19 protein-coding genes and 1 tRNA gene are annotated in these 22,198 nt (G+C 51.8%); 7 read left to right on the forward strand and 13 right to left on the reverse strand.

Annotated features, from left to right (window positions below; translation table 11 throughout):
• Nucleotides 1-33: 33 nt before the first annotated feature.
• Entirely contained in the window at nt 34-1,014 is a 981-nt protein-coding gene (locus FW415_RS03585; protein ID WP_148382925.1) for a FecR family protein, read from the reverse strand.
• A 115-nt stretch (nt 1,015-1,129) separates the two neighbouring features.
• Here FW415_RS03585 and FW415_RS03590 point away from each other — a divergent pair, with 115 nt between their 5' ends.
• The 3 genes from FW415_RS03590 to FW415_RS03600 all read left to right on the forward strand — a co-directional run bounded on the left by FW415_RS03590 (nt 1,130) and on the right by FW415_RS03600 (nt 3,151).
• Nucleotides 1,130-1,681, forward strand: a complete 552-nt coding sequence (locus FW415_RS03590; RefSeq protein ID WP_148382926.1) for an RNA polymerase sigma factor — start codon at nt 1,130-1,132, stop codon at nt 1,679-1,681.
• Between the two features lie 182 nt (nt 1,682-1,863).
• Nucleotides 1,864-2,757 (forward strand): S-adenosyl-l-methionine hydroxide adenosyltransferase family protein, encoded by an 894-nt coding sequence (locus FW415_RS03595; protein WP_148382927.1) that lies wholly within the window; start codon nt 1,864-1,866, stop codon nt 2,755-2,757.
• A gap of 4 nt (nt 2,758-2,761) precedes the next feature.
• Complete coding sequence (locus FW415_RS03600) at nt 2,762-3,151, forward strand: acyl-CoA thioesterase (protein ID WP_246858899.1); 390 nt, start codon at nt 2,762-2,764, stop codon at nt 3,149-3,151.
• On the opposite strand, the gene FW415_RS03605 is transcribed toward FW415_RS03600, so the two are convergent.
• The 6 genes from FW415_RS03605 to rimP form a co-directional block, all read right to left on the reverse strand.
• Nucleotides 3,148-3,651, reverse strand: a complete 504-nt coding sequence (locus FW415_RS03605) for a histidine phosphatase family protein (protein WP_148382928.1) — start codon at nt 3,649-3,651, stop codon at nt 3,148-3,150. The genes FW415_RS03600 and FW415_RS03605 overlap by 4 nt on opposite strands.
• Nucleotides 3,652-3,783: 132 nt before the next feature.
• A complete protein-coding gene (locus FW415_RS03610; RefSeq protein WP_148382929.1) occupies nt 3,784-5,631 on the reverse strand; it encodes an amidophosphoribosyltransferase in 1,848 nt (615 codons plus the stop codon).
• Between the two features lie 183 nt (nt 5,632-5,814).
• Complete coding sequence (locus FW415_RS03615) at nt 5,815-7,200, reverse strand: peptidylprolyl isomerase (protein WP_148382930.1); 1,386 nt, start codon at nt 7,198-7,200, stop codon at nt 5,815-5,817.
• 126 nt (nt 7,201-7,326) lie between these two features.
• Entirely contained in the window at nt 7,327-10,722 is a 3,396-nt protein-coding gene (gene infB, locus FW415_RS03620; protein WP_246858900.1) for a translation initiation factor IF-2, read from the reverse strand.
• Between the two features lie 71 nt (nt 10,723-10,793).
• Nucleotides 10,794-12,041, reverse strand: a complete 1,248-nt coding sequence (gene nusA / locus FW415_RS03625) for a transcription termination factor NusA (protein ID WP_148382931.1) — start codon at nt 12,039-12,041, stop codon at nt 10,794-10,796.
• A gap of 16 nt (nt 12,042-12,057) precedes the next feature.
• Nucleotides 12,058-12,522, reverse strand: coding sequence for a ribosome maturation factor RimP (gene rimP, locus FW415_RS03630; protein WP_168208652.1), 465 nt, complete (start codon nt 12,520-12,522; stop codon nt 12,058-12,060).
• Between the two features lie 192 nt (nt 12,523-12,714).
• Here rimP and FW415_RS03635 point away from each other — a divergent pair, with 192 nt between their 5' ends.
• The 3 genes from FW415_RS03635 (at nt 12,715) to FW415_RS03645 (ending at nt 13,718) form a co-directional block, all read left to right on the forward strand.
• Entirely contained in the window at nt 12,715-13,029 is a 315-nt protein-coding gene (locus FW415_RS03635) for a DUF2752 domain-containing protein (RefSeq protein WP_148382933.1), read from the forward strand.
• Nucleotides 13,026-13,379, forward strand: a complete 354-nt coding sequence (locus tag FW415_RS03640; protein WP_148382934.1) for a TM2 domain-containing protein — start codon at nt 13,026-13,028, stop codon at nt 13,377-13,379. Before FW415_RS03635 ends, FW415_RS03640 begins: the two co-directional genes overlap by 4 nt.
• Before the next feature lie 90 nt (nt 13,380-13,469).
• Entirely contained in the window at nt 13,470-13,718 is a 249-nt protein-coding gene (locus tag FW415_RS03645; protein WP_246858901.1) for a hypothetical protein, read from the forward strand.
• A 3-nt stretch (nt 13,719-13,721) separates the two neighbouring features.
• Here FW415_RS03645 and FW415_RS03650 read toward each other — a convergent pair whose 3' ends face one another.
• Complete coding sequence (locus FW415_RS03650; RefSeq protein ID WP_148382935.1) at nt 13,722-14,342, reverse strand: HAD family phosphatase; 621 nt, start codon at nt 14,340-14,342, stop codon at nt 13,722-13,724.
• A gap of 125 nt (nt 14,343-14,467) precedes the next feature.
• Here FW415_RS03650 and FW415_RS03655 point away from each other — a divergent pair.
• Nucleotides 14,468-14,541, forward strand: a tRNA-Ile gene (locus FW415_RS03655).
• 215 nt (nt 14,542-14,756) lie between these two features.
• Here FW415_RS03655 and FW415_RS03660 read toward each other — a convergent pair.
• The 5 genes from FW415_RS03660 to FW415_RS03680 form a co-directional block, all read right to left on the reverse strand.
• Complete coding sequence (locus tag FW415_RS03660; RefSeq protein ID WP_148382936.1) at nt 14,757-16,139, reverse strand: glycoside hydrolase family 2 TIM barrel-domain containing protein; 1,383 nt, start codon at nt 16,137-16,139, stop codon at nt 14,757-14,759.
• Between the two features lie 11 nt (nt 16,140-16,150).
• Nucleotides 16,151-17,740, reverse strand: coding sequence for a sulfatase (locus tag FW415_RS03665; protein WP_148382937.1), 1,590 nt, complete (start codon nt 17,738-17,740; stop codon nt 16,151-16,153).
• 135 nt (nt 17,741-17,875) lie between these two features.
• Nucleotides 17,876-19,096, reverse strand: a complete 1,221-nt coding sequence (locus FW415_RS03670; RefSeq protein WP_148382938.1) for a hypothetical protein — start codon at nt 19,094-19,096, stop codon at nt 17,876-17,878.
• 1 nt (nt 19,097) lies between these two features.
• On the reverse strand, nt 19,098-20,462 hold the full coding sequence (locus tag FW415_RS03675) for a glycoside hydrolase family 2 TIM barrel-domain containing protein (RefSeq protein WP_210420824.1): 1,365 nt from the start codon (nt 20,460-20,462) through the stop codon (nt 19,098-19,100).
• Nucleotides 20,462-22,120 carry an FAD-dependent oxidoreductase gene (locus FW415_RS03680; RefSeq protein ID WP_148382939.1) on the reverse strand — a complete coding sequence of 553 codons (1,659 nt, stop codon included), beginning with the start codon at nt 22,118-22,120 and terminating at the stop codon, nt 20,462-20,464. Before FW415_RS03680 ends, FW415_RS03675 begins: the two co-directional genes overlap by 1 nt.
• Nucleotides 22,121-22,198 lie beyond the last annotated feature (78 nt).

Raw genomic sequence — 22,198 nt, forward strand, 5'->3', positions numbered from 1 at the left:
CACAGGTTTTAGGTCACCAAAAAAAACGTTCTGTCAAAAACGCAGCAGCACTTCGTTGTCCTGCAGGCGATAAGTAAAGTTGTTCGTAAAGCTGATCGCATCGAGCACCACATTCAGTTGCTGATCGTTAAAAACACCGGTGAACATGACTGTGCCGGAGGGGCGGTTTTCCAGCTTTACCTTAAGTCCGTAGAACTCCTCTAATGTCGAAATGATCTGGTTGATACCTGCCTTGTCGAATATCACTTTCCGTTCCAGCCAATGCTGCAGGTCTGTTTGCCGGTAAGTTGTTTTTTTGATGGCGCCGCCGGCATATACGGCTTCTTCCCCGGGTAACAGTGCTATTGTTGCGGCCCGCGCTTTCACTTTTACTTTTCCGGAAGCCAGTGTCACCAGCTCCTGTTCGTCCGCGGGATAACTGCGCACTTTAAATGCGGTGCCAAGCACGGTGGTAGCCGTTTCGCGGGTTTCAACGATGAAAGGCAGGGCAGCATCGGGCTTTACGTCAAAATAAGCTTCCCCGGTCAGGAAAACCTGTCTGTTGTTCTTACTGAAATGATCGCCAAGCTGCAAGGTGCTGGCGGCATTGAGGATAACGGAGGTGCCGTCCGGAAGGGTGAGTTCCCGGCGGTCCTGCAATCCGGTCTGCGCGAAAGTGGTATAATGTACCGGCGTGGTGCGGAAGATCACATAAGAAGTTACGGCCAGTACGAGGATGGCCGCGGCAGCAACCCATTTCCAGGGGAGGCGCCTTACCGTTGCGGAGGTGGTCATGTTTTGGGTCCGTTCCAGGGTATCCAGACTGATCTCCAGCCGTTTCCGGGCATCCGCTTTCAGCGTTTCCGCGGGGCGCAGCTGCATCATCCGGAACAGTTCCTGGGCTTTTTCCACTTCGGGATTTTGCATACGCACTGACTGCCAGTATTGTACATCGGCATCCGGGGCATTGTTGCAGTATCGGAGGAAAGACTCGTCCAGCAGAAGTTCAGCGGCTGTAAATTGCGAATGATGCATGATCTGAATTGGTTGATATATACAAGTGTGAGAAAGATGCCGTTTTTACCAATGGAATCGAAAAAAAATTTTACTTTACCCTCCGTCAACCAAATCAGCCTTTTTTCATCGCCCCATGGACCTTCGTACTGCAAACATGGAAAAGAACTGGCAGCTGCTTGCCGGCGGGGACCGTCAGGGCCTGTATGCCTGCTTTGACCTGTTCTATGATGATCTTTTCCGGCTGGGTGTTTCCCTTTATCGTGATGTTGACCTGGTGCAGGATGCGATCAATGAATTGTTCCTCGAGCTCTGGAAGATACGGGAGCGTCTTGGGGAGGTCCGCAACATTCAGCAATATGTGATCACGATCTATAAACGTGTGCTGTATAAATCCCGCCACGTCCGCCAGGAGTTCGCCTCGCTGGATGAATGCATCGAGATGCCCCAATCGTCCTATGAGGAGGCGCTGATCGCCATACAGACGGATGAAAGGCGTAAGGCCCTGCTGCAACAGGCGCTGCAACAACTCTCCGAACGGCAGCGGCAGATGGTGCAGATGCGGTATTACGAAGGGCGGGGATTCCGGGAAATTGCGGAAACAACGGGATTGACGGAGCGGACGGTGTATAATACGCTGCACAACGCGCTGCAGGCCTTGCGGAAGGGGATGGAGCGGGTGGAGTGAGCGGCTGCGGAACGGGAATGACAGGCAATGCGAATTATGGAAGAGTTTGGAGTGGGTGGAGTGAGCGGATGATGGGATGATGTATGCAGGAAGCAGGAGCAATGATCATCGCCTCACGGCATGATCAGGCCGGAACCCGATTAACCGGAATGATGTATTTTAGCGGCATCAAGCTGTATCTCATGAAAACCGCATGGTATTTCCTCTTTTTTATACTGTTCTATACCCGGGCCGCGGCACAGCAACATGCGCTGGTGCTGCAATCCGATTTCGGCGTGAAAGACGGAGCGGTAGCGGCGATGAAGGGCGTTGCCTTCGGGGTCTCCCCTCAGTTGCCTGTATTTGATCTTACCCACGAGATCCCGCCTTTTAATATATGGGAGGCGGCTTACCGTTTGCAGCAAACGGCCCCTTACTGGCCTGCCGGTACTGTTTTCGTATCGGTGATCGATCCGGGTGTCGGCTCTTCCCGGAAATCCGTTGTCCTGCAAACGCGCAGCGGTCATTACTTCGTAACGCCGGATAACGGAACGCTCACGCTTGTGGCGGAGCAACTCGGTATTCAGGCTGTCCGGGAAATAGACGAGCAGCGGAACAGGCTGCCCGGATCTTCCGCTTCTTATACTTTCCACGGCCGAGATGTGTATGCGTACACAGGCGCGCGCCTGGCCGCAGGAGTGATATCCTTCGATTCCGTAGGCCCCCGGCTGGCGGACACGGTTTTGCGCATCCCTTACCGGCAGGCGGGGTTCCGCAACGGTATCATTCACGGCAATATTCCCATCCTTGATGTACAATTCGGCAATGTGTGGACGAATATTGATGCTGCAACGCTGGCACAATTGCATTTGCAGTATGGCGATGAAATAAGGGTGCGCATCCTGCAGGGGCAGTCCCTGGTATTTGAGGGTATTATGCCTTATGTAACGACTTTTGGAGCGGTGAAACAGGGAGCGCCGCTGGCGTACCAGAACAGCCTGCTGAACCTGTCCTTTGCGCTCAACGAGGGTGACTTCGCGGCGGAGCACAAGATCGGCAGCGGGCCGGAATGGACCGTGGAGATACAACGTAAATGATCAAATGATGAGTAACGAAACCAGGATACAACAATCGGAAACACGCATTTTCAAAGCCGTATTCCCCAATACAACGAACCATTATGATACCCTTTTCGGCGGAACAGCCATGCAGCTGATGGATGAAGTGGCCTTTATCACCGCTACCCGGTATTCCCGCAAGCGGATGGTCACCGTGTCGTCTGACAAGATCGACTTTACCAAACCCATTCCCGGCGGCACCATTGTGGAGCTGATCGGCAAGGTGATCCATACGGGCAATACCAGCCTGAAGGTAATGGTGGATATTTTTGTGGAAGAGATGTACACTACGGAGCGGTATAAGGCGATTTCCGGCACATTCACCTTTGTGGCGATAGATGAATATAAAAGGCCGGTATCTATTGATGCTTAAACGAGGCCTTCGCTTTTGGGGTAGTCAAAAAACAAAAACCGCTTTTTAGCACGGTCGAATTCTTCCCAGTGATCGGTTTCTGCTTCGATGGCAAAAATGCCGGTGGTGGGCACATTGTCTATACGGATCTCCTCTGTCAGATAGTTGGCGAAATCGGTGATGCCGGGATTATGGGCGAAAATGGCCACGGCATTAAAATCGTCGTCGATCTTCGTGATCACTTTGAGGAAGGTGGAAGCGTAGCAGAGATAGAGCTCTTCTTCCAGCAGTATGGCCTGTTTCGGGTATTTCCATTCTTTGGCCATGATGCGGGCGGTAGTGCGGGCGCGTTTTGCCGGGCTGGAGATGATCAGTTCGGGGACGGTCCCCCTGGAAAGCAGGCGCGTAGCCATTTCCGGCGCATTGATCTTCCCCCGTTTGTTCAGCGGGCGGTCAAAATCGTCCATGTCCGGATCAGTCCAGCTGGATTTGGCGTGGCGAATAAGTAACAATGTTTTCATACACATTGTAAACCGTTGAGTACAAACACTATCCGAATTTACGGCATTTTATGTTAAGTTAACAAGTTATGCCTTCCCGGGGGGAAAGCTGTGCAGGAATTAAGATAAAATTAACATGCTGAGGAAGCGATACTAGTACCCTCTTTCGTTCTTGCCCTCCATATAGTTCATGAATGCCTTGTTCACCACACGGTTTCCGCCCGGGGTGGGATAATTGCCGGTGAAGTACCAGTCGCCAAGGTTATTCGGACAGCTGGCATGGAGGCTTTCGATGTTCTGGTAGATCACTTCCACGTTGGCATTGATGCCGGAGGGGGTGATGATCTCGGCGATCTTGGCGGATATCTGTTCGGGCGTGAAAGGTTTATAGATGTTCTTCACGACGTTCTGTGCGTGGAGGGTATTGGTGCGTTCCAATTCCTTGCAGAGGCCGTAGGCTTCCTGCAGAATGTAGTCCTTCCCCTGCTCGCGCAGCAGCGAGATGGCGGCCTGGAAGGCAACGAATTCGCCCATTTTGCTCATGTCTATACCGTAGCAGTCCGGGTAACGGATCTGGGGGGCGGAGCTCATGACAATGATGCGTTTGGGGCCGAGGCGGTCCAGCATTTTGATGATGCTTTCCCGCAGCGTGGTGCCCCGTACGATGGAGTCGTCTATCACCACCAGGGTATCCGTGCCGGGTTTCACTGTTCCGTAGGTGATATCGTACACGTGCTGCACCATTTCATTCCGGCTGGCATCTTCAGTGATGAAAGTGCGCATTTTCACGTCCTTGATGGCGATCTTGTCTATCCGGACGCGGCGGTTCACCATTTCGCTGAGCTTTTCTTCGTCAAAATCCTTGCCCCAGCTCATGATCCTTTCCACCTTGATGCGGTTCAGGTAGTCTTCCAGCCCTTTGATCAGTCCGTAAAACGCTACTTCAGCCGTATTGGGAATAAAGGAGAAGATGGTATTGCGGAGGTCGTTATCGATCGCTTTGAGCACGGTTTCCGAGAGGTGATACCCCAGGGCGGAGCGTTCCTTGTAGATCTTTTCGTCGTTACCGCGTGAGAAATAGATCCGTTCAAAGCTGCAGGCGCGGCGCTCTTTGGGCTCCAGTATCTGCTCAATGCTGTAATCGCCGTTTTCCTTCACGATGAGGGCGTTGCCGGGCATCAGTTCCAGCACTTCGTTCTCTCCCACATTGAATGCGGTGCGGATGGCGGCCCTTTCGGAAGCCGCTACGATCACTTCATCGTTGATATAATAGTAGGAGGGGCGGATGCCGTGCGGATCGCGGATCACGAAGGAATCCCCCGAGCCGATGAGGCCGCAGACGTGGTATCCGCCGTCGAACATGGAGAAAGCCTGCTGCAGGATGGCCTTTACGTCCAGCCCGTTCTGCCTGGCCTCGTCTTCCTGGGCCAGGAAGTGATGTACAACTTCCAGCATGGCGGCCAGGTCGCTGTTCTTGTGGGTCTCCCCGGGGGAAACTTTCACGAATTTGAACAGCTCATCAACATTAACGAGGTTGAAATTCCCTGCCATACAGATATTGCGGGCGGGAACGGTATTGTGTCTTACGAAGGGGTGGCAAAGCTCTACGTTGTTCCTTCCCTGGGTGGCATAGCGGAGGTGGCCCATCAGCAGTTCCCCCAGGAAGCGCATATGCCCTTTCATGAGGCCCGGGTAACGGGTGATCTCGGGCTGGTATTTTTCTATTTCTGCTATTTCTTCGCGGATTTTGGAGAAAATGTCCGCAATGGGCTGGTGTTCGCTGCTTCTGATACGGTGCATGAAGGGAACACCGGGTTCTGTGTGCAATTTTACGGTGGCTACGCCTGCTCCGTCCTGTCCGCGGTTGTGCTGCTTTTCCATGAGCAGGTACAACTTGTTCAGGCCGTAGAAAACCGTTCCGTGCTGTTGTTGATAATACGAGAAGGGTTTCCTTAGTCTGATGAATGCCAGACCGCATTCATGTTTTATCGCATCACTCATGGCCGTAAAATTGAAGTCGCAAAGTTACGCCTAATATTTCAAACCACCGAAAGCAGGGGATGTTAAAGTTTGCGCGGGGCTGTAGCCGATTGCCTGAACGATGACAGGTCTCCATCAGGTACCCGAATAAATCAGGGCTGACCAATGGTCAGCCCCGCGGATATCTTTTTATGATACAATCTCTTATTTGCTGACTACGGAGTTGGCTACCCATTTGGAAATGTTCCCGCAATTGCGGTATTCCGGTTCCACATGCACGTAGAAGGTGGGTACGTGGTCTACCAGCCATTTGTTGAGCGCTTCCGCCTGTTTTTCCTGCAGGGTCCGCTGCTGGATGCGGGAGTAGTCGTCACGCAGGTTTTCGCGGTGCGGCTCGGTGCGTGTTTTCAGGTACACGAGACGGAGCGCTTTGCGGCCCTGTTCGTCCTCGAACACCATGGGCTTGGAAATGCCGCCGGGTTTCAGGTCGTCCAGGATCAGTACCAGGTCTTTTGTGGAAGGATCGTCCAGCATGTCCATGGTAATGAAGCTGCTGCCGGTCATCTGGTTCTGGATCATACCGCCGTTAAACTTGGCCATGGGATCGTCACTGTGTTTTACTACCGCTTCCGTGAAGGACATTTTGCCGGCCATGATGTTTGCGCGGATCGTGTCCAGCTTTTCGGTGGCGGCGTTGATATCGGCCGTCATTACGTTCGGTTTCACGAGAATGTGCTGAACCACTACGTTATCGCCCTTACGTTGCAGCATCTTGATAAGATGGTAACCGAACTGCGATTTAACGGGGGATGACATTTCGCCTTCTTTCAGCCGGAAGGATGCGGCCAGGAAGTCAGCGTCCCAGTTTTTGTCGTTACGGTTGAGGGTGTAGGTACCGCCGTTCTCCTTTACGCCGGGGTCTTCGGAATAGAGGCTGGCCAGGGTGCCGAATTCGCTTTCTTTCTTTTCCACCCTGCTTTTGAAGTCGAGCAGGCGGTCTACTGCATATTTATCCATTTCCCGGCTGGCTTTCGGCTGCAGCACGAGCTGGCCTACTTCCAGTTCAGACTCGTAAAAGGGGAGGCTGTCCTTCGGGATGCGTTCAAAGTTGTTCCTTACTTCTGTGGGCGTTACTTTCACGGCATTCACGATCTTGTCGCGCATGGCTTTTGCCAGCATGCTTTCGCGGATGGCATCGCGGAAACGCTCCCGGAGCTGGTAAATGGTATATCCGGTCACTTCGGTCATTTTCTCACGGCTGCCGTAACGTTGTTCAGCCCAGCGGATCTGGCTTTCGATACGTCCGTCCACGTCCGCTTCGGAGATCGGCAAGCTGTCCAGCTCTGCCTGCAGCACCAGTATTTTCTGGGCAATGATCTGTTCTATGGCTGAACAGGAGGCATTCGGGGGCAGCGGCATGCCTTGCAGCGCCTGCTGCTGCATGTCTACCAGGGCCGATTCGATATCCGAATTAAGGATGATCTTGTCTCCTACCTTGGCCACTATCTTGTCTGCCACTATCTTTTGCTGTGCTACTGCTACCTGGAAGAGGAGCAGTGCGCCAACGGAGGATATGAGAATTTTTTTCATGATAACGTTACTGTGATCTCAAAATAACCAATAAAAAATTAGCCGCACAAAGACGGCTAATCTATTTAACAAAAATTTCGGATTTGGACCGGCTAAAAGCCCTGCTTTCAGCCGGTCTCCGGTATTTTAGAGTGTTCTCTTTACTTCCACTTCCTCGAAACCTTCCACGATATCGCCTACTTTCAGATCGCTGTAGTTCTTGATGCTCAGGCCGCATTCCATACCGGATACCACTTCCTTCACATCATCTTTATAGCGTTTGAGCGACTGCAGTTCCCCGGTGTACACCACGATACCGTCGCGAACGAGGTTCACGCGTGTATTGCGGTTGAGTTTTCCGTCCAGCACATAACAGCCGGCTACGGTCACCTTGTCGAATTTGTAAGTTTCGCGGATCTCCACATTGGCCACCACTTTCTTCTCGATCTTCGGTTCGAGCATGCCTTCCATGGCGCTCTTCAGTTCGTCGATCGCATCGTAGATGATGGAGTAGGTGCGGATCTCGATGTTCTCTTTCTCGGCCAGTCTTGCCGCGTTCATGGACGGGCGTACCTGGAAGCCGATGATGAGCGCATCGGAGGCGGTTGCCAGCAATACGTCGGATTCGGTGATCTGGCCTACGCCTTTCAGCACAACGCTCACCACGATCTCTTCTGTGGAGAGTTTCTGCAGGGAGTCGCTCAATGCTTCCACGGAACCATCCACGTCCCCTTTGATGATCAGGTTCAGCTGTTTGAAGTTTCCGAGGGCAAGGCGGCGTCCGATCTCGTCCAGCGTAATGTGCTTTTTGGTGCGGATACCTTGTTCCCGCACGATCTGCGCCCTGCGGTTGGCAACGTCCTTGGCTTCGGATTCATCTTCATACATCCTGAACTTCTCACCGGCCTGTGGAGCGCCGTTCAGGCCGAGCAGCTGCACCGGTGCGGAAGGCCCTGCCTTCTCTACACGCTGGCCGCGTTCGTTGAACATGGCTTTGATCTTGCCGAAGTGGGAGCCGGAAACGATGGTGTCTCCCTGTTTGAGGGTACCGTTCTGCACAAGTACGGTTGTTACGTACCCGCGGCCTTTATCCAGCGTGGCTTCAATCACCGAGCCTGTCGCTTCGCGGTCAGGATTGGCCTTCAGTTCCAGCAGTTCGGATTCGAGCAGTATTTTTTCCAGTAATACGTCTATATTAAGACCGCTTTTTGCGGAGATCTCCTGGCTTTGGTATTTACCGCCCCAGTCTTCCACGAGGAGGTTCATGCCGGCCAGTTGTTCCTTGATCTTTTCCGGGTTTGCGCCGTCCTTGTCGATCTTGTTGATCGCAAATACCATGGGCAGTCCGGCCGCCTGTGAGTGGGAGATGGCTTCACGCGTCTGGGGCATGATGGCGTCATCCGCGGCTACAACGATCACGGCGATATCCGCTACTTTGGCACCACGGGCACGCATGGCGGTAAACGCTTCGTGACCGGGTGTATCCAGGAAGGTCAGTTTTTTGCCGCTGGCAGTGGTCACCTGGTAGGCGCCGATGTGCTGGGTGATGCCTCCGGCTTCACCGGCTACCACATTGGCACTGCGGATATAGTCGAGCAGGGATGTCTTACCGTGGTCAACGTGACCCATGATGGTAACGATCGGTGCGCGGGGCAGCAGATCTTCCGGATCATCCACAATTTCTTCCTCATCATCCTCGGTGGCGTCATCGATGCCGATGAATTCCACTTCATAGCCGAATTCTCCGGCTACCAGTTCTATTACTTCTGCATCCAGGCGCTGGTTGATGGATACCATGATACCGAGGCCCATACATTTCGAGATCACTTCTGCAAAGCTCACGTCCATCAGGTTGGCGAGTTCGCTTACGGAAACGAATTCCGTTACCTGCAGCTTGTTGCCGTCTGCGCCGCTCTGTGCTTCGCGTTCGGCCATTTCATGGCGTTTGTCCCTGCGGCGGCTGGCCTTGGTGTTACGGCCGCGTGATCCGCCGCCGAGCTTGGCCATGGTTTCCTTGATCTTGTTCTGTATCTCGTTCTTGTCGATCTCCTTGTCATCTGTCCTGCGGGGAGCGCCTTGTCCGAATCCTCCGCCGGGGCGTTGGTCCCGGCGCTGATGTGGACGGCTTGGGCCGGTTCCGGGGGGGCGGTTGCCGCCAGGGCCTCCCGGGCCGCGATTGCCACCCGGACCACGATTACCGCCACCGGGGCCACGGTTGCCACCCGGACCACCAGGTCCGCGGTTGCCGCCGCCGGGGCCGCGGTTATCCCTTGGGGGGGCTCCGCCGGCCGCGCCTTCTTTGGCGAACTCACCGGGTTTGATGGGTTCGGGTTTCTTTTCTATAACGATGCGCTTGCGTTTGCGCTTTTCGTCCTTATTGAAGTTTTTGTTATCCCGGCGATCCTGCTGCACCGGCAGGTCAATCTTTCCGATAACCTTGGGGCCAGAGAGCTTGGTGGCCTGGATATTTTCGATCACGGCGTTGCTGTTGTCTTCTCCTGATTCGTCTGATGATTTTGCGGGATCCGCCGCGGCTTCTGCAGGTTCTGCTGCTTTGGCAGCCGGTTTTTCTGCTTTGACCTCTTTGTTTTTAACTTCCTTTGCTTCCTTCGCTGGTCTGGCTTCCTTCGTTTCTTTCACGGGAGGCGCAGCTTCGGGAGTTTCGGAGGCCTTGGGCGCTTTAGGCTCTTCTGCTTTGGCGGCCGGAGCTTCTGCTTTCACTTCCGGTTCTTCCCTAGCAACAGGCGTTTCTTTTTCCGGGGGCGGTGCAGGGGCTGGAGCGGGTTCTGCTGCTTTTGGAGCAGGTTTCTCCTCAGCCGGTTCTGTCTTTTTAGCCGCCGGTTTCTTGCCGCGGTTAGCGGTATTGAGCGCTTCCAGATCGATGGTGCCCATTACTTTGGGGCCATTGATCCGGGGCGATTCGGGTTTTGCGGGTTCTTCCGGTTTTGCCGGAGCGGGTTCTTCCGGTTTTGCTTTAGGCTGCGGAGCGGGTTCAGGCGCGGGTTCGGGTTTGGCTTCCTGCACCGGTTCCGGTTTGGGTTCAGGCTTTGGCGCAACGGGTTCCGGTTTTGGCTCCTGTTTGGCGGCCGGAGGCTGCGGGGCAGCGTACGGCGCATCAGGTTGCGGTTCCGGGCGTGCGGGAGCGTCTTCGATCTTCTTTGCAGCAGCGGCCGCATCGGCATCCTCTTTCTCTTTCTTCTTCGCTGCCAGCTCTGCTTCTTCTTTCTCTTTCTTCTTGGCCGCATCCAACACGGTACCTTTCGGCAAAGCTATCTGATCGCTTTTCTTCTTATTTGCCTTATCCTGCTGGAACTCGTTCTGCAAGGAGTTGTACATCTGGGCTGTGAGACGGGCGTTGGGAGATCCGAATCCGTCCATATCGAAGCCCTTATTGGAAAGAAAATCGATGAGCGTTTCCTTTCCAATATTGAATTCCTTGGCCGCAGCCAGCAATCGCGGTGTGTTGTTTGTTACTTCAGGCATATCGTATTCTCGTCCTTCCCGTTTAATCCCCACCAGCCGGCGGAGCAATTCTTTTAACATTTAACAATAACTCAAAATATCTCTGCAATCAAAAAAGCCTACCCCATGGGAAGGTGTAGTGGCCGGCTTAATTATTCCTTTTCAAATTCTTCCTGCAGGATCCTTCTCACCTCATGCACGGTCTCCTCTTCGAGGTCGGAGCGGCGTACAAGTTCTTCCGGAGTCAGATCAAGCACACTGCGGGCCGTATCGCAACCGATGCGTTTCAGCTCGTCTATCACCCACGCTTCGATCTCGTCTGCAAATTCTTCCAGATCGATATCGAACTCTGTTTGTTCCTGTTCTTCGTCGCGGAATACGTCTATTTCATATCCCGTCAATTCACAGGCCAATTTTATGTTCACACCTTTTTTACCGATGGCCAGTGATACCTGGTCAGGTTTCAGGTAAACGGAGGTGTATTTGTTCTCGTTGTCCACATCCATACGACTGATCCTGGCGGGCGTCAGTGCGCGCTGGATAAGCAGCTGAATGTTGGCGGTATAGTTGATAATGTCAATGTTCTCATTGCGCAGTTCCCGCACAATGCCGTGAATACGGCTTCCTTTCATACCCACGCAGGCACCTACGGGGTCTATGCGGTCGTCGTAAGACTCTACCGCAACTTTAGCTCTTTCGCCAGGTTCGCGCACGATCTTTTTGATCACGATCAGACCATCGAATATCTCGGGCACCTCAATTTCGAGGAGCTTCGCCAGGAAGGAAGGATGAGTTCTGGAAAGGATGATCAGCGGGGAGTTATTCTTCAACTCCACTTTTTTCACCACAGCCCGTACATTTTCCCCTTTTTTGAAATAATCTGTAGGAATTTGCTCGGATTTAGGCAATATTAGTTCATTCCCTTCATCATCCAATAATAAAACTTCCTTTTTCCATACCTGGTATACTTCCCCGGTAACGATCTCGCCTACGCGATCCCCGTACTTTTTCACCAGGATATTCTTTTTCAGGTCGCCGATACGGGCTGTGAGCGTCTGTTTGGCGGCGAGGATAGCCCTCCGGCCGAAATCCATGATCTCCACTTCTTCGTACAGGTCTTCCCCCACCTGGTAGTCCGGCTCCACCAGGATGGCTTCGGAATATGCGATCTGGGCGTTGTCGTCCTCTACCGTACCGTCTTCCACGATGGTGCGGCGGCGGAGGATCTCCAGGTCACCCTTTTCGGTATTTACAATCACGTCAAAGTTCTCATCAGAGCCATACTTCTTACGCAGGAGCGTCTTGAACACATCTTCCAGCACCTTCATCAGGGTAGGGCGGTCAATATTCTCCGCCTCCTTGAACTCGGTGAATGACTCAATCAGGTTAATACTAGCCATGTTCTTTCATTATTGTTTAAAACACGATGCACACCTTTGTGTGCTTGATTTCAGGTAAATTGATGTTTGTTTGTTTCAGTTCTTTTTTCTTGCCGACCGTTTCTTCCAGCACCAGTTCCGCGTCGTCCACGCTCAGCAGCTTGCCTTCCACGACGGAGCCGTCCGTTTTCGTCACTTCCACCTTCCGGCCGATGTTCTTGACGAACTGGCGGTGTGTTTTCAGGGGCTCATCCAGCCCGGGAGAAGAAACCTCAAGGGAGAAATCGCCGTCCGGAAACAGCGCGGCAGCCTCCAGTAGCGGATATAGCTGCCGGTTCAGGGAAACCAGCTTGTCAATGGAAGCTCCGTTGTCCGCATCCAGATACACCTTTATGTTATTGGTCGGTTTTATCCGGATCTCCACCAGGAAATACTCGGGTTTATCCGCCAGCAGGGCCTCCACCATTTCCCGGATGGGTATTATCACTTGTTCGTTTGCCATACAGAAATAGAAGAAGGGGACAACGCGCGTCCCCTTCATTTGAATCATTTATCCATCACAAAATTAGTATTTATTTTCATTCCAGGAAAGTTTTCTTCTAAATATAACACCGGCTCCCACGGAATTTGTACACATGTGATTAATTCCTTATTCAATTCCAAAAACCGGCAGATTGGCTTATATTGTAAGATCATGCAGCGCATCATTTCCAGGATACCGTTAGAACTGATCGCCTGGTCCGGGGGACTGACCTGGCTGGGACTGACGGACCCGCATGGTGACCAGCCGCAGTTCTGCGTGTACAAGCTGGCCGGCTTCAGCAGCTGTCCGGGTTGCGGCCTCGGCAGCGCTGTAGGCCATCTGCTGCACGGAGATATCACGGCATCCTGGGCCAGCCACCCCCTCGGCATACCGGTGCTGGCCGTGCTGCTGGCGCGGATCGTGCAGCTGCTCAAACAGGAGGTCCATTCATTCAAGTCATTCAAGCCTGAAAAAAAACCGATATGAACGATTTTTACTTTGCCATGTTACCGGGCATAGATCATGAGGAAATGATCTGGCTGGAGGAGCTTACGAAAAAGTATGATCCCGATACCCGTCAGCGCTTCCTGATGCTGTACCAGGGCAGAAGGAAAGACCCGCAGACCATCCTGATCACCTGCCTGATCGGCTTTGCGGGGGTGAACGGCGTGCACCGTTTCCTGATGGACCAGATCCTGATGGGCGTGCTGTTCCTCTTCACGGCCGGGTTCTGCCTGATCGGCACCATCATCGATGCGATCAACTACCGTAAGCTGACCTGGGAACATAACAAGAAAATATCGATGGAGATAGCAGCCATGCTCGGCCGCTATTAGTTTCCCGGCTGTGCGTCCGTTGGCGGAGATCGTTAAAGAAATCCTAAAATGGTGGCTTAAAAAGCCCGTAACCGCTATCTTTGTGCGGATATGATACCTTTAGTCAAGCTACTTTTCTACATCCTCATAGGCTATATTCTTTATAAGCTGGTGTTTGGTTTCATCATCCCCGTTTATAATTCTACGAAGCAGGTACGCCGGCAGATGCGCGATATGCAGCAGCATCTCCGCGATCAGTTCCAGCAACAACAACAGGAACAGCCTGCCCCGCCTCCGGCCAAGGAGCCCGCCAAGCCGCGGGACAAGGGCGATTACATCGATTTCGAGGAGATCAAATAGTGTTTATACCGGCCTGAATACGTCCAGGATCGTCCGCGGCGCCTGCAGGTGAATGGCCCGTATGCCCAATTCCCGTGCGGCTTCCACATTCGGGAGCGTATCGTCGATGAACAGCGTTTCAGCCGGTTGCAGGTTATTTTCATCGAGAATGACCTGGTAGGCTTCTTTTTCCGGTTTGCGGTAACCGATCTGGTGGGAGTAGTAACTTTTGTCGAAAAACTCGTCCAGGGACGGGATGCCGCGGCTCTTCTCCAGGATCGCATTGAATGCCGCCAGGTGGATGGCGTTGGTGTTGCTGAGCAGATAGAGGCTGTAGTGCTGGCGGAGCTGCTGCAGGAGCTGCAGGCGGGCCAGGGGGAAGTCCAGCAGCATGGCGTTCCAGGCGCCGGTGATGGCTTCCGGGGTGGTGCCCTCCGGCAGATAGGGCAGCATGGCCGTTACGAAAGCGTCGTTTTCCACCCGGCCGGTTTCCAGGTCCTCAAAAAGGGGGGTGGCATTGAACTGGGAGTAGAGGCTGGAAAAATCCTTTACCCCGAGGGCGGTAAACGCCTGTTCTGTGCGTTTGTAGTCGATATTGAGGATAACGCCCCCAAGGTCGAAAATGATGTGTTTGATTCCTTGCATGGTGCAGCAAAGGTACGGGGGAGGGATAAAAATTTCTGGCAGATTGTGGAAAAAATATTTACTTTTGCGATCCCCCGGAAAGGGGGCCCAATAAAAGTTTGTTTATATTTTTGTCCGAAAGGACGGGTCCTATAGCTCAGTTGGTTAGAGCATCTGACTCATAATCAGAGGGTCCCAGGTTCAAGCCCTGGTGGGACCACCCGGTAAAAGCCTTACTAGTTCAAGCTGGTAGGGCTTTTTTGATTTTATAACCCGTGGAAATTTGATTTTGGAGGTATCCTGGGCATGGGCGGCATAAAACAGGAATAATAAAAACATGATGATCACATGCTTTTTCATTCCCGTTTTATGGAAACCGGGAAATTTCCCCAGATGTCTGATCAAAAACATATCGGTTTTCAGATGACGGTGTTCCTATTGCACAAAAAACGGAATTACTGCACTGGCCACTTTGTTATGATCATCCTTTACATACACATACAAACGGTAGGCGCCGGCAGCCGGGGCCGTAAACGAGACGTTCGCATTGCCATTGGCGAGTATAAGGCCGGGCAATCCCGGATGGGGGCCGCCACCCGGACCGGCCCCTCCTTCCGGAACAATGGTCCATTCATATACAAGCGGATCTCCATCCGGATCAGCGGCCACCACTGCCGCTGCATACTGGGTACCGTTGGTGAGGTATATGGCATCTTCCGCATGCTGCCCCTGCAGCGTCATATTGTTCCGGGAAACAATTTCCGGAGCCCTGTTAGCAGGGTACCAGTCCGACCACACTCTTTTCATGATATCCGCTGCGCCAAAAGACCGGCCTTCGGTATTATGAAATCCAAACCAGGTGCGTACGGCGCCATGCGTCTGGTATCCCCAAACAAAAGCAAAGGACCCAAGGCAACCATTGATAAAGTTCGCTTTTATATGTTGATTATACGCGCTCCTGTATATTTCCGCTTTTTCAGTACTGGTTTGTTCCACCAATCCGCCCCAGGGTAAAATACGGCTCGGCTCCGGATTCATTTGCCAGGTGCCGCGCGGGCCGAATTCTGTGATCATGTAAGGTTTTTCCCAGCCTGCCGCCTGCAAATTGCCCAATACATTGGGAAGATTGGGTGCGTACATATTGATGGAAAGAATGTCCAGGTTAGGCGCCCTGCTTTTGATGGCGGCAATTTTTGCCTGGTCGGAATTAACAAGCATTGTTGTGACAGGATGGTTCCCGTCTTCCGTATGGATCATTGCAGCAATATCATCTACGGCATCCCAGAGTTTCAGGTTGGTATAGGAGGCATCCGCCTCATTTCCGATACCCCACATGAGTAAAGCCGGATGGTCCTTGTAAGCAAGCACCTGGTCCCGCAGGTTCTGCAACTGGAGCTGTACAGCTGCCGTATCGTTATAATCAAAATTGTCGGCCTCCCTGTTCACCCAAAGCCCAAGACATACGTTTATTCCATTGGCATATGCGGCATCCAGGATATCCTGCGTGTATTCGGTTACGCTGTAAGTTCTGATGGTATTGCCGCTGAAAGACTCCAGCATCGTGAGATAATAACCCGGATCGGCATTAATGGACTTGCTGGCGGCAACTCCTTTTACGATATAATTTTGCCCGTTGCGCTTCAGTTTCCATACCCCGCTTTCCTCCACCACAGTTACTAAAGCCGGCGTATCGATGGAAAGGCGGGAAGCCGCGATCCGTTCAGACAAGGCCGCTGAATCGTTCATCATGTTATCAGACAGATTCCTGGTACAAGCTGCAAGCGATAGTAGCAGCACGAAAGAAAGCATCTTTTTCATACAGATTTTTTTTAGTTAACACCCATTCTTATATACTTCAGAAAACCTTCGGGATGTTCAAATCCCTCAAGTGTTTGCTGATGTGTTGTCCGGAAGAGGTCCCGGTGATCTTTTAAAGCAGGCGCGTAGGCAGGCAACAAGGCATCGTTCTCCATTTGCAATGGCCTTTTCCTCATATCGTACAGTTGTTCATGGTTGGTTTTCCCGCTCACGTATATTCCGTAATAAAAATCCCTCGTAACCATGCCCAGCCCGGTGGAGAACTCTACCGGGACCGCTGTTCTGTTCAGCCGCGCGCTGGCAGCATGCAGTAATGGAACGATACTCTTTCCTTCCCAATCCGGATCGGGCGGCGCTCCTGCCAGTTCAAAAACGGACGGAAGAAGGTCCAGCCCGTTGGATAACAGGTTTACGGTATCCACACGCGCTTTTTTAATGCCCGGATGACTTACGATAAACGGTATATGGCATACTTCATCAAAGAATAGCCCTTTCCCTGCCATCTGATGACTGCCCAGCTGTTCACCATGATCGCTGGTGAAAATGATAAAGGTGTTTTCTGCCAAGCCGCTTGCTTCGAGCCCATCGAGCAGTTGTCCCAGCTCACGGTCCACATCTTCCACAAAACGGCAATAAGCATACCGGTGGAGTAGCCAGTCGGTGGAGTCGTAATCATTCCGGTATCGCCCGAACGCGGCGGCCATACCGCTTGCCGCTTCCCCTTTTCCTGAAATAATACCGGGTTCGTTCCGCTGCGGCTGGTAGTTGTCCGGCAATGGCGGCGCCTGGCTCAGGTAGTAGTCAACAGGTTCATACCCGCCCGCCCCGGGGTATCCCTCCGGAATTTGCAGGTTCCTCAATACGGACGCCCGGAGTTTCGCCTTCCAGCCGCCGCCTTTTGTGCGGCTCATGATCTTCTCCATATCGAACCGGTTGTTTTTGATGTGCGCATAACAGATATCATGCGGGTTCATCAACGAAGTGATCATGAAAAAGGGCTGGCCGTTATTATCTTTTCTATGTTTGTTCAACGTTTCGATCGCCTTTGGCACACAATCTTCTCCCCTGTATTCTCTTTCACTTGCATACACCTCAAATCCCATGTCCTCCGGAAGAAATGCATAACCCGGAGGGCCAAAATGCGTTTTTCCTCCATAGTAGGTTTTGTACCCCGACTGTTGCAGGCGTGTGGCCACCTTCTTTTCCCGAACGTACTGTATCATATCCGTTTTTTTCGCGCCAGCCTCTTTCGGCACATGCACGCCAAACATACCCGGCCGTTTACCCGTAAGTAAACTTATGCGTGCCGGAATGCATACCGGATTGATGGTGTAAGCCCGGTCGAAACGAACACCCATTCCGCACAACCGGTCCATATTGGGTGTTTTTACATATTTATTGCCCGCGGCAGCGATAAAATCCCAGTTAAGCTGATCGCTGATGACCACCAGGATATTGGGTTTACCGGGATTATCAGTTCCCTGAACGGAAAGCTTTTGCGCCTGCGCCTTTATCGTGAACAGGACTATTGCCGCCAGGCAGGATACACATAGCCGCAGCCATATTATCCGTTGTGCCGGACGATGTTGTACGTTCATCATAGTGCTTTCATTTAAGTGCTTAGCTAATTATCAACGTGTGCCTTTTACGCGCGTTTTACCGGTTGTTTGATAAAAACACTGTTCTATTACGCCTGATTTCCTCAGGCATTCCCTGTATTTCCCTATGTGTCAATGCTATTTTTGCATTTTTATGTCCACCGTCAAATGGCCTGTATTGGCATTTGCGGACCTGGACTTGACGTACAGCAGCCCATATTTGTTATCCGCCGTTTTAAATACGATCACATTGTTATCCGCCAGGCCGCCGGAAGATTCCTCTGCAGCACCGGCCGCACCCGTATAAAGCGATGCTATATCGCTTGCGGCAGCCAGGTCGAAATCCTCCCGGCTTATCGGTATTTTCTTTATCAGGGTTTGGTTTCTTGTGGGCCAATTGATCATTGCATCATCGCCGTAGGCAGCAGCGGTGTAAATAAACTCCGACACGGAAGCCAGTGTTGGCGAAGTGATATTGTATGCCCTGCTGGAACCGCTGTAAAAAACAATCAGATCTATATCGCCTGATTTTGAAGCGGAACCCGTGGTAGCGTACACTTCTCCGTTCGCGGCGTTAAAAAACGGTCCGTGCGCAGTGGATCGCTGCGCGCCCAGGTTCACATCAAAATATGCCGTAAAATCAGCTGTCTGGGAACGTTTGATATTTAATGCGAAATCCTTCCTTACTGTATTCCCCATCACATCCATGACTTCTATCAGGAAGGGAATGGTTTTATCGGCATCCGCAGCCGTTGGCTGATAGGTAAAGCGGTAGCTGTCTTCTTTGGGATCGGTGAAAGTTTCTTTCGTTAAAGATGTGATCTCATTACCGTCAGCAAACGTTTTGATGTATTTGATGTCGTTCTCCGAAGTAACGGCAATATTAAAATCCGCTGTTTCATTATCCAGGATCTCAGCGGGGGCATCCTCCGGAATGGTGATCCGGATATCTGCCGGAGCCAGCTGGACATATATTGTAAAGTCTTTGCTGACCGACCGGCCTTCTTCATCAGCAACCACCAACCGGAAGATGAGGCTCTTCCCCACTTCATCTTTATCCAGGGCATAGGTGTACTGCACCGCGATCTTGTTATCTGCGGAAGCTGAAGCCGTGTGCAGTTCATTTTCATCCAGGTGCAGCACCGCTGTTTTCAAGGTACTGGTTGAATCGGTGGTGATCAGCAGATCAAATTCTATCTGATCCTTTGAAGTAACGGTCAGCGGCAACGTTACGTTCTGCGTAACTTTCGCGGAGAAAGCATCGTTTTGTACCACGAGGTTGTCTTCTTTTTTGCAGGCAACCAATGTCAGCACAGCAATAAAGAAGAGCAGTTTTAAAGGAATATTTTTCATCATCATACTAATTGACATAAAAAGGAATAACAGCGCTTGCTACTTTTTTATTGGCATCATCGGAAACAAAAACGATCAGCCTGTAGCCTCCCGTTTCTGATGGTGCTTTGAAGGCAATGCCGGACAACTTGTTATCGGTGATAAGTCCGGAAATACCCTCCGGCAAACTGCCATCCGAAGCGGCAGAACCTTCTTTCATGATCATCCAGGAATAGGTTAGGGGATCATTATCAGGGTCCGTAGCGATAACGGAAGCTGTATTGCCGGAACCTTTCTCCACGGATATATTCTCTTCCGCTTTCCTGCCATTCATCAAGATCGCGTTCCTGTCCCGGATAACGGGGGCCCTGTTGGCGGGGTAGCTGCCCGTCCACGCGAACTGCATGGCATCCACCGCCGGGAATGTGTACCCCTTCTTATCCAAAAGACCAAACCAGGTGAGCACTGCCCCATGCCTTTGGTATCCCCAGATAAATACGAACGAGCCAATACATCCGTTTGCCCGGTTATTTGAAATATGGTCCTGGTACGCTTGCAGGTAAGCATCGGCCTTCTCCGTACTGGTTTGTTCCACCAGTCCTCCCCAATTCAGTATCCTTGTTGGCTCAGGCGCCATTTGCCAGGTGCCGCGCGGGCCAAATTCAGTGATCATATAAGGTTTTTGCCAACCGGCGGAAGCCAGGTTCGCCAGTACATTGGGCAGCGTTGGCGCATAGCTGTTCAAAGAAAGGATGTCTATTTCCGGCGCCATATCTGCCACCAGCCCTATTTTAGTAACGTCTGAATTGGACAATGCAACCGTTGTGGGATGATTAGGATCTACCTGGTGCACGAACTTCGCCACCTCATTTACGGCGGTCCATAGTTTTGTATTGGTATAACTTGCTTCTGCTTCATTGCCTATGGACCAGCATAACAACGCCGGATGATCCTTAAAACGCAGTACCGCTTCTTTCATTTGCTCATGCTGCTGTTTAACCGCCGCTTCATTGTTGTAGTCGAAGCCATCCGTCTCCCGCTTCATGTACAAACCAAAATTCACGTACAAGCCGGCTTTAAAGGCATCATCCAGTATCTTTTGCGAATCATCCGCCACACCATAGGTCCTTATGGTATTGGCGCCGAAGGCGGCGGCCTCGCCATAGAAATTATTGGCGCAAACCCCTTTTATAAAGTGTTCCGTTCCGTCAATGAACATTTTCCATGATCCGCCCGATTTTGAAAGCGTAACCTTGGCCGGAGGCGGCAGCTCCGTTTCTTCAAAGGAATTGCGGGGTATCGGGTAATCGTACCGTTTATTGCATCCGAAACAGAGCAATACAAACAGGCAGATCGCCCCTTTTCCGGTATAATATTTCAACCTGCTCATCATTACTTTGATTTAGGATTAATATCAATTATCTGGCTGAGCGCATTCAGCCGTGGCGCCAACTGGTCGTACGGGATATCCTGAACGGCCATATTCCCGTCAATGGCCATCGCGGCGGCAACAGCCGCGGACTGGCCCAGGACCATATACACCGGTTCCATCCTGATCGTGCTATACGCCACATGTGAAGAAGATAAGCAGACGGGCACCAAGAGGTTCCCGCATTCATTCCGCTTCGGCGTTATTGATAAATAACTGATGGGATATGGCGTGGTGGCCTGAAAGATCGTTCCCTCGTACCTCAACTTCCCTTCCTCATCCACCACTTTCGAAACATAATGGCAATCCAGGGCATAAGTACCGACACCGATGGGATAGGGTGCGGCAGTCCGGTTCTCCTTTACGACATTCTTTTCCGACATCACAAATTCGCCCACCATTCTCCTGGCTTCCCGCACATACATATGGTTGGGGAAATTTCCGCTCTCCTCAAATTCATCTTTCGGCAATCCCCAGTCTTTCATTTCGTCCCTGATATGTTGCGGGACCCTGGGATCATGTTCCAGCAGCCACAACATGCCGAGCGCATAATTTTTATGCTGCTTTTCGATATCCCCTCTTTTTTTATACCCGGCTTCCGCATAGTCGTAACTGGCCCCGAAGAAATCCAGGTGATTCGTATCCGTTTTCCGGTTGGGCATCGGCGTTAAAGTGATTATTTTCTGAAGCGTCAATGCCGGGTTCAGGTTAATATACCGTACGAGCACTTCATACAGGGAAGGATCATAATCTTCCGGTTGGGCTATTTTAATTCTATTGGCCGGGTCGTCAGTGAGTGTAAGGCGGTAGCAATAAGCCTGAACCTTTTTGTCCTGCGTACCCTGTGCACCCTGTACTTTTTTATCTATGTAAGGAAGGAGGCCCGACTTCGGATCAGCCGCTTTCCGGTAGGGGCTCACCTTGCTGAGATTAGTCCCCATCTCATAATTAATACGGTAACCGTTGAGGGTTTCCTGATATGTTCTATTATCCTCTCTGCCAACCGTGTAAGAAATACCGGCAGCCGCGAGCAGGTCGCCTTCATAAGAAGCGTCGATGAATATCCTGGCGTTCACGGTTTTACCGCTTTCCAGCGTGATCCTGCTGATCTGACGGTCGTTTTTCCTTACGCCTCTTTTACGCTTCAGGCGTTCATGCTGCCAGAGCGTTACACCGGCCTCTTTCAGCATATCCAGCATGATGCGTTCGGCTACTTTGGATTCATACACCCATTGCATTTTGCGTTCATCATTCTTACCGGTGTAGGTCCTTTTCCTGGATTTTATAAAGAATTCCTCGCGGCCCTGGTTCTTCCAGACTTCGGGACGTAAATAGTAGTCGTATATTTTCTGATAGAACTCACGGGCAAGTCCGCCCACCATGTCATTACGGTTCATATCGGTAGCGGTAAGGCCTGATGTGACCAATCCGCCTACATGCTGGTTTTTCGAGATCAGTACAACGCTTTTCCCAAGCCGCGCGCTTTGTATTGCCGCCATTACGCCGGCGGCGGACTCGCCATATACGCAGATATCAAAAGAATTTTCCCGGCTCTCTCCGTACATATTGCCTGTGGTCATTACCATCCACAGGAAAAGCAACGATTTAACGAATGTGTTCATGAGTTATTTTTAAAGTGATTTTGTTCTATGTCAGGCAAAAGCATCCCTGCGCCTTTTGAAAAGCCTCCGGCGCCAATG

The sequence above is a fragment of the Chitinophaga sp. XS-30 genome, from assembly GCF_008086345.1.
GTDB lineage: Bacteria > Bacteroidota > Bacteroidia > Chitinophagales > Chitinophagaceae > Chitinophaga.

Bases quoted from the DNA above. Each gene is read 5' to 3' on its own strand.
- FW415_RS03585 (WP_148382925.1), bottom strand. From the start codon at position 1,014: ATGCATCATTCGCAATTTACAGCCGCTGAACTTCTGCTGGACGAGTCT.
- FW415_RS03590 (WP_148382926.1), top strand. From the start codon at position 1,130: ATGGACCTTCGTACTGCAAACATGGAAAAGAACTGGCAGCTGCTTGCC.
- FW415_RS03595 (WP_148382927.1), top strand. From the start codon at position 1,864: ATGAAAACCGCATGGTATTTCCTCTTTTTTATACTGTTCTATACCCGG.
- FW415_RS03600 (WP_246858899.1), top strand. From the start codon at position 2,762: ATGATGAGTAACGAAACCAGGATACAACAATCGGAAACACGCATTTTC.
- FW415_RS03605 (WP_148382928.1), bottom strand. From the start codon at position 3,651: ATGAAAACATTGTTACTTATTCGCCACGCCAAATCCAGCTGGACTGAT.
- FW415_RS03610 (WP_148382929.1), bottom strand. From the start codon at position 5,631: ATGAGTGATGCGATAAAACATGAATGCGGTCTGGCATTCATCAGACTA.
- FW415_RS03615 (WP_148382930.1), bottom strand. From the start codon at position 7,200: ATGAAAAAAATTCTCATATCCTCCGTTGGCGCACTGCTCCTCTTCCAG.
- infB (WP_246858900.1), bottom strand. From the start codon at position 10,722: ATGTTAAAAGAATTGCTCCGCCGGCTGGTGGGGATTAAACGGGAAGGA.
- nusA (WP_148382931.1), bottom strand. From the start codon at position 12,041: ATGGCTAGTATTAACCTGATTGAGTCATTCACCGAGTTCAAGGAGGCG.
- rimP (WP_168208652.1), bottom strand. From the start codon at position 12,522: ATGGCAAACGAACAAGTGATAATACCCATCCGGGAAATGGTGGAGGCC.
- FW415_RS03635 (WP_148382933.1), top strand. From the start codon at position 12,715: ATGCAGCGCATCATTTCCAGGATACCGTTAGAACTGATCGCCTGGTCC.
- FW415_RS03640 (WP_148382934.1), top strand. From the start codon at position 13,026: ATGAACGATTTTTACTTTGCCATGTTACCGGGCATAGATCATGAGGAA.
- FW415_RS03645 (WP_246858901.1), top strand. From the start codon at position 13,470: ATGATACCTTTAGTCAAGCTACTTTTCTACATCCTCATAGGCTATATT.
- FW415_RS03650 (WP_148382935.1), bottom strand. From the start codon at position 14,342: ATGCAAGGAATCAAACACATCATTTTCGACCTTGGGGGCGTTATCCTC.
- FW415_RS03660 (WP_148382936.1), bottom strand. From the start codon at position 16,139: ATGAAAAAGATGCTTTCTTTCGTGCTGCTACTATCGCTTGCAGCTTGT.
- FW415_RS03665 (WP_148382937.1), bottom strand. From the start codon at position 17,740: ATGATGAACGTACAACATCGTCCGGCACAACGGATAATATGGCTGCGG.
- FW415_RS03670 (WP_148382938.1), bottom strand. From the start codon at position 19,096: ATGATGATGAAAAATATTCCTTTAAAACTGCTCTTCTTTATTGCTGTG.
- FW415_RS03675 (WP_210420824.1), bottom strand. From the start codon at position 20,462: ATGATGAGCAGGTTGAAATATTATACCGGAAAAGGGGCGATCTGCCTG.
- FW415_RS03680 (WP_148382939.1), bottom strand. From the start codon at position 22,120: ATGAACACATTCGTTAAATCGTTGCTTTTCCTGTGGATGGTAATGACC.